The 9,572-nt window shown below is 31.5% G+C and carries 9 protein-coding genes and 1 pseudogene; 1 reads left to right on the top strand and 9 read right to left on the bottom strand.

What is annotated here, in order from left to right; translation table 11 throughout:
- Positions 1-332 precede the first annotated feature (332 nt).
- From ABD816_RS21710 to ABD816_RS21670, 9 genes and pseudogenes are all read right to left on the bottom strand, one after another.
- Positions 333-869: a DUF2199 domain-containing protein gene (locus ABD816_RS21710; RefSeq protein ID WP_344930984.1), complete on the bottom strand. Its 537-nt coding sequence runs from the start codon at positions 867-869 to the stop codon at positions 333-335.
- A 419-nt stretch (positions 870-1,288) separates the two neighbouring features.
- The gene (locus tag ABD816_RS21705) at positions 1,289-1,756 is read right to left on the bottom strand and encodes a hypothetical protein (protein ID WP_344930983.1); all 468 of its coding nucleotides are present in this window, start codon (positions 1,754-1,756) and stop codon (positions 1,289-1,291) included.
- A 73-nt stretch (positions 1,757-1,829) separates the two neighbouring features.
- Complete coding sequence (locus tag ABD816_RS21700; protein WP_344930981.1) at positions 1,830-2,639, bottom strand: DUF5984 family protein; 810 nt, start codon at positions 2,637-2,639, stop codon at positions 1,830-1,832.
- 60 nt (positions 2,640-2,699) lie between these two features.
- Positions 2,700-3,212, bottom strand: a pseudogene (locus ABD816_RS21695) (tyrosine-type recombinase/integrase); the annotation flags it as partial.
- A gap of 362 nt (positions 3,213-3,574) precedes the next feature.
- The gene (lpdA, locus tag ABD816_RS21690; RefSeq protein WP_344930980.1) at positions 3,575-4,966 is read right to left on the bottom strand and encodes a dihydrolipoyl dehydrogenase; all 1,392 of its coding nucleotides are present in this window, start codon (positions 4,964-4,966) and stop codon (positions 3,575-3,577) included.
- Between the two features lie 185 nt (positions 4,967-5,151).
- Positions 5,152-5,655 (bottom strand): hypothetical protein, encoded by a 504-nt coding sequence (locus tag ABD816_RS21685; protein ID WP_344930978.1) that lies wholly within the window; start codon positions 5,653-5,655, stop codon positions 5,152-5,154.
- A gap of 69 nt (positions 5,656-5,724) precedes the next feature.
- Positions 5,725-6,120 (bottom strand): peptide-methionine (R)-S-oxide reductase MsrB, encoded by a 396-nt coding sequence (msrB, locus tag ABD816_RS21680; RefSeq protein WP_344930977.1) that lies wholly within the window; start codon positions 6,118-6,120, stop codon positions 5,725-5,727.
- 148 nt (positions 6,121-6,268) lie between these two features.
- Positions 6,269-6,754 carry a peptide-methionine (R)-S-oxide reductase MsrB gene (msrB, locus tag ABD816_RS21675; RefSeq protein ID WP_344930975.1) on the bottom strand — a complete coding sequence of 162 codons (486 nt, stop codon included), beginning with the start codon at positions 6,752-6,754 and terminating at the stop codon, positions 6,269-6,271.
- Between the two features lie 60 nt (positions 6,755-6,814).
- Complete coding sequence (locus ABD816_RS21670) at positions 6,815-7,687, bottom strand: alpha/beta fold hydrolase (RefSeq protein ID WP_344930973.1); 873 nt, start codon at positions 7,685-7,687, stop codon at positions 6,815-6,817.
- Between the two features lie 217 nt (positions 7,688-7,904).
- Here ABD816_RS21670 and ABD816_RS21665 point away from each other — a divergent pair, with 217 nt between their 5' ends.
- Entirely contained in the window at positions 7,905-9,419 is a 1,515-nt protein-coding gene (locus tag ABD816_RS21665) for a DEAD/DEAH box helicase (protein WP_344930972.1), read from the top strand.
- The last annotated feature ends 153 nt before the right edge of the window (positions 9,420-9,572 follow it).

Genomic DNA, 9,572 nt, shown 5'->3' with positions numbered 1-9,572 from the left:
TGGAATATTTTCCAGTACGCCATTCACAAATAAATTCAATTTTTTGTTCCATAGTTGTTGTGTTTTTCCAAGGCATAATAATTTGATTTTTGTCTCAAATTATAACTTGAAAAAGTGTAAACTATGTGCCTTTAACGTACCAAATGCTCGCTAACGTTTAGCTATGCGTAGTGCGGAAGCAGAAAATCACTATTCTTCGATCTAGCACTTAGCCAAAGTTTATATTTTGTTTTTATCTTTTCTAAAATACTAAATTTAATACTTTGGCGACAAACTAAATAAGCAATGACTTTTTGATTTAACCCAAACCCCGCATTATCGCATAGGTGTTGTTACCCAACGTTTTTTATCATTTCATTTATTCTCTTTTCCGCTTCCTTTTTGGTTATTCCATCATAATAATCTCTAACAAATGGATGATCAAAATTTTCGTGAGGGAAAATTTCAGGTCTGTTATTTCCACTTTTAGTCATTACGTCACAAGGAATTGAAGAAGTATCTCCATATTGGGCTATATTGCTACATAACCAACCAAAATATCCAGTTTCGTGATTCTGATTATTGAAATTTTCTTTGTAATCCGAGTAACTTTTTTCGCTTAATGAGACCCAGAGTCCGTATTCTAGTGTTTCACAAGCATCATTTACTTTTTGAGTAAGTGTTACTCTTATGAATCTGTCAATTTGGTCTTCGTAATGAATTTCGCAAAAGTCAGTATCCAGTTTTCCAATTACGGACTTTTCATCGTCAGAAAGAATGTGGTAATTCGCAGGCGAACTAAAAGCAAGTGCTGGCCATTCCGGATGGACTTGCCCACATTCAGAGCATTTAAATTCTGTTAATTTATTTTTCTTTTTTTTCCAGAACATTAATTACTCCGTTTTAAAAAAATGACACAAGAAATAATTGTCAAAATAAAAATCCCTATTGTTCCAAATATTATCAAATTCAGCCACATTCCGACGTGGTGGATTTCTGAAGCAAATATCTTTAATAAAGGCTCGGATGAAAAAATAAGAATTATTGTCAAAATGATAAATGACAATAAATGAACTCCTATTATTTTTCGTTTCTTCATAATGTTGGGTAACGGTTTTGTATATGAAACGTAGCGTGTAAAAAGACACTAACTTTTCGGATAAACACAGAGCCGAATTTTTATATTTTGTTTTTAATTTTCTCTTTTTAAAAGCCAAATTAAAAATTTGGTGGACTTTCTAAATATACACAAACCTTTCGGTTAAGCACTTATTAGCTATGTTTTATACATCGTGTTGTGTGTTCGTTTTTATATGTCGTACATCCAATTCATATAAGACTCTATCCAGTGATTTCCGTCCAAATCATTTTTGTCATAATCACCAAACATTGCTTCATTTAGTTCAAGTCTATTGTTTTTGAGTTCAAATAATCCATAAAATGGGTCTTGATATGATTTATGACATTCGTGGTCATTGGGTTTTGATAACCAATTTATTCTCCCCCAATATTTTAAATATCTATTTCCTTCAATCTCTAATTTGAGAGCAATAACATCATCAGCACCAAAACTCCGTCCATTTTTATCTTCGCTTGAAATAAATTTAGAGTTCAATAATAAAGCAAGAATAAATTCTAAATCAGCTTTTTTTGAGACTTTTGATAAGTCAACGATTCCATTTTTATTGAATAAAGGTTTTATAATATTCAATATATTATTCAAATATTCAATCAGGTCGTTTTTTGATTCATTTTTATATTTTGCTTTAAGTCCCATTAATCTTTTTCGTTTGGTTAAATGACACACAACGGTTAATGTAAACTGTCGTTTTAATGCAGTTTACATATTGTTAGGCTTTCGTTTTTATTTCATTTTTCATTCGAGAATATAGGTCAGTAACTAAACTCCAGTCAGTTTTGTTATTCATTTCTTGTTTTAACAAACTCAATTGATTTTTAAATTCTTCTTCTCTTTCTTTATGCTCTTCTAGTAATCGTTTTTTGTCAATTTGAACAGTTTTCCAGTCTTTTTGAACTGCTAGTTCTATTTGTTTGTCCATTTCTTTAAAAAATCTAATTCCAAAGTCCTTTACCATCTCAATAAAATCAATAAAATCTAATTCAATAAAGCCATCTTTTGCTGTCCACAAATCAACTCCGTTGTCAAGTTTGTGATTAACATCCCATACTATTCTTATTTTATTATCATTTCTGTAAAATGATAAATGAGGACCTCCAATTAAATGTCCAGAATCAAAAGTCCTCTTATAAGTCCAAGAAATTAAATTATCATATTCTTCAAAATAAAAGTCGCTATATTCATTTTCATCAGTTTCATAAATATCAAGCCATTTTTCAGCATCTTTTTTAAAGGCTGAAAGGTCTTTTGTTAACTTATACAGCTCTTCAGGAATAGACTCGTTTATTTCGATAAAAATATGCGTAAAATCTTCTATAAAACGAACTAAAGGGTAATTATTATATGGTGAAGGTTTATCTCCGAAGTATTCAAGTGCTTCTTTAGTATATTCGTAGATATTTGTTCCTTTAAACGATAACCACAAATCTGCATCAGTAAGCCAAAACCAACTCATTCTAGCATTTTCTCCGCTTCCAGATGGTCTTACGTCCTCTATTTTTTTTAGTTTGAAGTTTATCATTTCGATTAATGAAGCCTAACAATTGAATAAACCCAATTGGGTTTATTCTTTTAATACTATTCACAAATCTAATGGATTTTTGATTGACCTCAAATTGTTAGTTCCTACTTGTGTATAAATTTCTGTTGTTTTGCTAGAACTATGACCTAATAAAGTTTGAATATATCTTAGGTCAGTACCATTTTCTAAAAGATGAGTAGCAAAAGAATGTCTTAGCATATGAGGATTTACTTTTCTTTTGATACCAGCTTTCTTACTTGCTTTTCTAATAATCTTAGTAACACTTTCAGCAGAATATTTTTGTCCTAAGGTTCCTTCAAAGAGATATTCTTTAGGTTTCCATTGCTTATAATACATTCTTAAATCTTTTAATACTGTTTCAGAGAGTAATGAATAACGGTTTCTGCTATTCTTGGCATTTCTAATAAAAATCAACATTCTTTTACTGTCGATATCTGTACGTTGTAAATTCAATAATTCACTTCTACATAATCCTGCAGAATACAATAGATCTACAATACAGCAATGATTTATATTATTGGTACATGCGATGATTGATAGGATTTTTTCTTTTTTACATAGGTAAGAAGAATATTATAAAAATACTCCGTTGGAATAATGGATCTCAATAGAAACTGGTTTTGAAATTCTTACTGCATTAACAACTTCTATTTGGATATATAAAGACGTTTTCTTTATCGTTTTTTTTTGGATTCTGAAAATTTGGTTTTAAATTTTCTGTGCAAGTATCCTGTTTTTATGTTGTGTCTTATTTTTGCATATCGCAAAACTAAAGCCTAAACAGGAGCTAAGCAATTTAAGGTTTGCTGAACGCTTACAATATCACTGTGTCTTTAAAGTTCTAAAATAGTATAAAACAAAAAAATAACCTTGTTGATGTTAACAAGGTTATTTTTTAATAGTATATATACGTATTATAAATGGATTACTTCATCATACGCATCAGCTACAGCTTCCATCACCGCTTCACTCATGGTTGGGTGTGGATGTATTGTTTTTAATACTTCATGCCCTGTAGTTTCTAGTTTTCTACCTAAAACAGCTTCTGCAATCATATCAGTAACTCCGGCACCGATCATATGACACCCAAGCCATTCGCCGTATTTTGCATCAAAAATTACTTTTACAAAACCATCTTTAGTTCCGGCTGCACTTGCTTTACCAGAAGCAGAGAACGGAAATTTACCAACTTTGATTTCATAACCGGCTTCTGTTGCTTGCTTTTCAGTCATTCCTACACTAGCAATCTCAGGAGATGCATAAGTACATCCCGGAATATTGCCATAATCAATAGCCTCTACGTGCATACCTGCAATTTTTTCTACACAAGTAATTCCTTCTGCGGAGGCTACATGTGCCAATGCAGGACCAGGAACAACATCTCCAATAGCATAAATCCCTGGAATATTGGTTTGATACCAATCATTCACCACAATTTTATCTCTATCCGTAGCGATGCCTAACTCTTCTAATCCAATATTTTCAATATTTGTTTTGATTCCTACGGCAGACAATACAATATCCGCTTCAAGGGTTTCTTCTCCTTTCTTAGTTTTAACAACTGCTTTTACACCCTCTCCACTAATATCTACACTTTCTACAGAAGAATTTGTCATTACTTTGATTCCAGCTTTCTTGAAACTACGCTCGAATTGTTTAGAAACTTCTTCGTCTTCTACAGGAACTACATTGGGTAAAAATTCTACAATAGTTACTTCTGTACCCATCGCATTATAAAAATGAGCAAACTCTACACCAATCGCTCCAGAACCAACTACAATCATTTTTTTAGGTTGTGATGGCAATGTCATAGCTTCTCTATACCCAATTACTTTTTTACCATCTTGTGGTAAGTTTGGTAATTCTCTCGATCTAGCACCAGTGGCGATAATGATATGTTTTGCTTCGTAATCTGTATCTTTACCATCTGTATCTGTAACGGTAACTTTACTGCTACCTTTTAGTTTACCGAAACCATTAATTACATCAATTTTATTCTTCTTCATTAAAAATTGAACGCCTTTGCTCATTCCTTCTGCAACACCTCGACTACGTTTTACAACTGCATCAAAATCTTTATCAAATTTCTCTATAGTAAGTCCGTAATCAGAAGCGTGTTTAAGGTAATCAAATACCTGTGCACTTTTTAACAATGCTTTGGTTGGTATACATCCCCAATTTAAACATACACCTCCCAGGCTTTCCTTTTCAATAATTGCAGTTTTAAACCCCAATTGAGAAGCCCTGATAGCAGTTACATAACCACCAGGTCCACTTCCTAATACGATAATATCATATGCACTCATAAAATGTTGTTTTTTTGAAGTAACGAATTTACGTATAATTCGGCTAAATTGAAAAGGAATTGGTTGATCACTTTTAGGATGATTTTAAAACAAAAAAAAGGATACAATTCTTAGAAAAGTATCCTTTTACACGGCTTTAACCGATATTTTTTATCAATTTACTAATATTGTATACCTAAGTATTTTTAGAACTCTAAATTTAGAGCCGATTGTACAGCATTAAAATCTGCAAAATCAATATCTAAAGTATTGGCTTGTTCTGATGGTACCACTATAATTCTAAAAATTTGATTATTTGTATATTCAGGACCTACAAGATCAATCACATTTGTATCCAATGTAATGTCTATATCTCCTACAGTAAAATTAAATCTATAAATAAGGTCTCCTATGATCTCATTAGTCACATCATCAAAAAAGTAAACAGGAGCAGAAGGTAACGGTTCCCATACATCTAATCCATTATCAACCTCTAATAAACGATATACTAAAATGACATCGTCATTAAATATATTAGGATCTAGTGAAACTCTATTGGTAAAATCATTGCCAGCATTAAAATTAAGACCTGAAACTTCAAAGGTTTCAGCTAAAAAAATGCCACCTGATTCTCCAGGAGGTCCTTGATCTCCTTCACATGAAGTAAATAGTACTAAAGAAAAGCATAAAAGCGCAATAATATTTTTCATAATTTGTGATTATTTGTTTTTAATAAAAATTAATTATCAATAAGCGTTCCAAACTTATAAATAACCATATTAAGTTTTGTCAAAATTAATACTAATAGAATTAACACAATAGCGCTGCCCGGTTTCTGTAGGTCCATCATTAAATACATGACCTAAATGACTACCACAGTTAGCACATAAAATTTCTGTTCTAATCATGCCAAGTGAACTATCTCTTATGTATTCCACATTTCCTTCTATAGATTCATCAAAGCTAGGCCATCCACAACCAGAATCAAATTTAGTGGCACTCTTAAATAAAGGAATATCACATCCCATGCATTTATAAGTTCCATCTTCTGAATGAATATTATACTCACCAGTAAATGGGCGTTCCGTTCCTTTTTGTCTTAGAATACGATATTGCTCCTCAGAAAGCTTAGCTTTCCATTCTTCTTCTGTTTTATGATAAGGGTATGCACTCATTTATTTTTGTGTTTTAGTACTTTACTATGATTTAATCATTTAATTTTTATATAGTGTCATTAAAGTAGTGTTTTTTACTGGATATTTTATGTTAGCCGGTTACAACTATCTTCAATTTTTACTTTCCTGACCTAAAATTTTATACTTATTACTGATTTTCAGGTTCAAAAATTAATGCATCTCCATTTATACAATGCCGTTTACCGGTAGTTTCTCTTGGTCCGTCATTAAAAACATGCCCTAGATGTCCTCCGCAAGTAGCACATAATAATTCTGTTCTTGCGTATCCTAGCTTATGATCTACATCAAAATCAACATTTTTATCAACTGCTCTGTCAAAACTAGGCCAGCCTGTACCGCTGTCAAACTTGTGTTTGCTTTTATACAAAGGAGTTTTACATGCTGCACAAGAAAATGTGCCAGAAGCATATACTTTATTTAATGGGCTGGAAAATGCTCTTTCAGTTCCTGCTTGCCTTAATATATAGTATTGATCGGCAGTAAGAACTTTTTTCCATTCTTTATCTGTTTTAGTAATTTCATATACTTTTGATTCTTTTTTCACCTCTTTCTGTGCATTGCCAGCACAGCTAATCGTTAATGTAGCGATTATTATAAGAAAAATATTTTTCATTGTTTTCATATTAATTATAATCTAAAGCTTTAGTCGTACTAAATTACATAGCATAACAATTCAATATGTATTTGTAAATTCTATTATTTTACTGATTACCTGAGGATCTCCTAATATCTTTCGATGACCTAAATTTTCTGTAATCAGTAATTTTCCTTTGACTAATGCATCACTAATTTCATAGGCAGCACTATAAGGTACATCCACATCATTTTTATCGTGAATAACTAAGGTAGGTATTTTAACTTCTTTGGCAGAAACTGCACCAGAATAGTTATCCAGATTTTCACCGTATAATGTGTCAAAATAGTTTTTTAATAAACCTCCTGTTTTTTTATCTAACTGTAAATTACGAGTAAAATCACTTATAATTTCTGTAATACTATTAGCAGTTCCTATAATTGCCAAAGCGTTGATTGACAAACCATCTTTGACAGCTCTTAATAAAGACATACCACCCAGAGAATGCCCCACAGCAGCCTGAAAGGGGCCGTGTGTTTGTTCCAGTTGATGGATAGTTTCAATGAATTGAGGCATATTACTGGTTTTTCCAGTGGCTTCTCCATGTGCAGGAGCATCAAAACTTATAGTGCTAAAACCGTGAGCTACTAATTGTTCTGCAAGCATAGAGAACTGGGTGCCGCTACCTGACCATCCGTGGGCAAGTAGTATTTTTTTATGAGAAGTACCATATGTATAAACTACAACATCTCTGTCAATTTTTTTAATGGTTATATGCTCTTTAATACTCTCTTGAGCCATTTTTCTTTCCCTTTCCGGTCTTTTATATTTAAAAGGAGTTAGGAATAAACGCGCAGCGAATCTTGAAGCTAAAAAGGGGGAAATCCAGTTTAAAAATTTTCCAGTATATAGAATAGGTTTAGGAATTAGTAATGTTTGAACTGGAATTAAATCTTTATTAATCTTTGCCATTATACTCTTTAAGATTATAAAATTATATGAAGAAATTAGTATTGCACATATATTTATGAATAATTAACATTCGCTTACAGTATGTTATTTCTTATTAAATATGGAATGGATATAAAAAAAGAAATTTTAAGAATGTTTTTAAATATAGTTAACAAATTATTTTAAATAACTTTATAAAGTACTTAATTTAGTAGCTTCTATTTTTAATAGAAAGTAAATGCGAGTGAAATCAATGACCATAGAAAAAAAAGAACAGAAAACTCTGTATGATTATCAGCAGCGTGATATAGATAAGATTTTTGGGAGGTTACAGGAATTTCCAGAAAATTATAACCTATTGTACCAACTTCCTACGGGAGGAGGCAAGACTGTCATTTTTTCTGAAATCGTGAGAAGATTTATCGAAACTACTAAAAAGAAGGTGGTCGTTCTTACACATCGTATTGAACTTTGTGGTCAGACATCAGGTATGCTTACCGAATTTGATGTTAAGAATAAGGTTATTAATAGTAATGTAAAAAACCTGGACGACCAGAGCGAATATATGTGTTTTGTAGCCATGGTAGAAACATTAAACAATAGGCTTAATGAGGATCAACTTACTATTGAAAACGTAGGAATGGTGATTATAGATGAAGCTCATTACAATTCGTTTAGAAAATTATTTCGTTTTTTTAATAATTGTTTTATTCTGGGAGTAACTGCTACACCGCTTAGTTCTAACATGAAACTTCCTATGAAGGATCACTATCAGGAATTGATAGTGGGGGATACTATATCATCGTTAATAAAGAAAGGGTTTTTAGCAAAACCAGTTACATATACTTATAATGTAGGATTAGGATCATTAAAAATCGGAATGAATGGCGATTATACCGTCAAATCCTCTGAAGATTTATATACCAATGCATTGATGCAGGATAAATTGCTTAAAGCATATGAAGAAAGATCCAAAGGTAAAAAAACATTGATTTTTAATAATGGTATCAATACCTCTCTGCAAGTATATGAATCTTTTCATAAAGCAGGTTTACCTATTCGGCATTTAGATAATACTAATAGTAAACAAGAACGTGTTGAGATATTAAAATGGTTTAAGATAACTAAAGGTGCTATTTTAACTTCGGTTAGTATTCTTACTACTGGATTTGACGAACCAACAGTAGAAAGTATCATTCTTAACCGGGCTACAAAATCGCTGACATTATATTTTCAAATGATAGGTAGAGGTTCACGGATATTACCTAGTAAATCTGAGTTTTCTATTATTGATATGGGAAATAACACAGCCAGATTTGGTTTATGGAGTGATGATATGGATTGGCAGGCAATTTTTAAATCACCAGATTTCTATTATGATAACTTATTAGGTGATGAAGAAATAGAACGTAGTTTTAAATACGTTATGCCTGTAGAAATCAGAAAAGAATTTGCAAAATCAAAACAGATTGATTTTGATATTGAAGAAGAATATGCTAAAACAAAGCGAAACGGATTACGAAGTAAAAGTGTTTTAGAAAAATCCATTGAGCAACATGCACTAATGTGTGCAGAAAATAGTGAAGATGTATTTGATGCGCGTATGCTTAGTAAACTATTGGATGATGATATAGAATTCAGAGTACGCAGGTATTCCTATTGTATTAGTAAAAGTACTAAAAACTATAGGGATTGGTTACAAGAAGATTATAACAGGAAACTGAGATCAAGAATTAATAAAGTATTTTTATAGTAAACTATAAAAGGTTTTTTATTCCAAAGGACACTATCCCATTAAGTGTGTAAGTTTAAAATAAAGAGGGTTTGACTTTTATTTAAAGTTGAACCCTTTCATCAAATATAGTTAAAAATTGATTTAAAATTATTCCCCAATTCCGAATAGGCA

Origin of the sequence: Aquimarina addita, assembly GCF_039539305.1 — a bacterium.
Lineage (GTDB): Bacteria > Bacteroidota > Bacteroidia > Flavobacteriales > Flavobacteriaceae > Aquimarina > Aquimarina addita.
Note: the sequence above shows the minus strand (reverse complement) of the source record. Positions and strands in the feature narration are given on the sequence as shown.

Bases quoted from the DNA above. Each gene is read 5' to 3' on its own strand.
- msrB (WP_344930977.1), bottom strand. From the start codon at position 6,120: ATGAGTGCATACCCTTATCATAAAACAGAAGAAGAATGGAAAGCTAAG.
- ABD816_RS21700 (WP_344930981.1), bottom strand. From the start codon at position 2,639: ATGATAAACTTCAAACTAAAAAAAATAGAGGACGTAAGACCATCTGGA.
- ABD816_RS21710 (WP_344930984.1), bottom strand. From the start codon at position 869: ATGTTCTGGAAAAAAAAGAAAAATAAATTAACAGAATTTAAATGCTCT.
- lpdA (WP_344930980.1), bottom strand. From the start codon at position 4,966: ATGAGTGCATATGATATTATCGTATTAGGAAGTGGACCTGGTGGTTAT.
- ABD816_RS21685 (WP_344930978.1), bottom strand. From the start codon at position 5,655: ATGAAAAATATTATTGCGCTTTTATGCTTTTCTTTAGTACTATTTACT.
- ABD816_RS21665 (WP_344930972.1), top strand. From the start codon at position 7,905: ATGCGAGTGAAATCAATGACCATAGAAAAAAAAGAACAGAAAACTCTG.
- msrB (WP_344930975.1), bottom strand. From the start codon at position 6,754: ATGAAAAATATTTTTCTTATAATAATCGCTACATTAACGATTAGCTGT.
- ABD816_RS21705 (WP_344930983.1), bottom strand. From the start codon at position 1,756: ATGGGACTTAAAGCAAAATATAAAAATGAATCAAAAAACGACCTGATT.
- ABD816_RS21670 (WP_344930973.1), bottom strand. From the start codon at position 7,687: ATGGCAAAGATTAATAAAGATTTAATTCCAGTTCAAACATTACTAATT.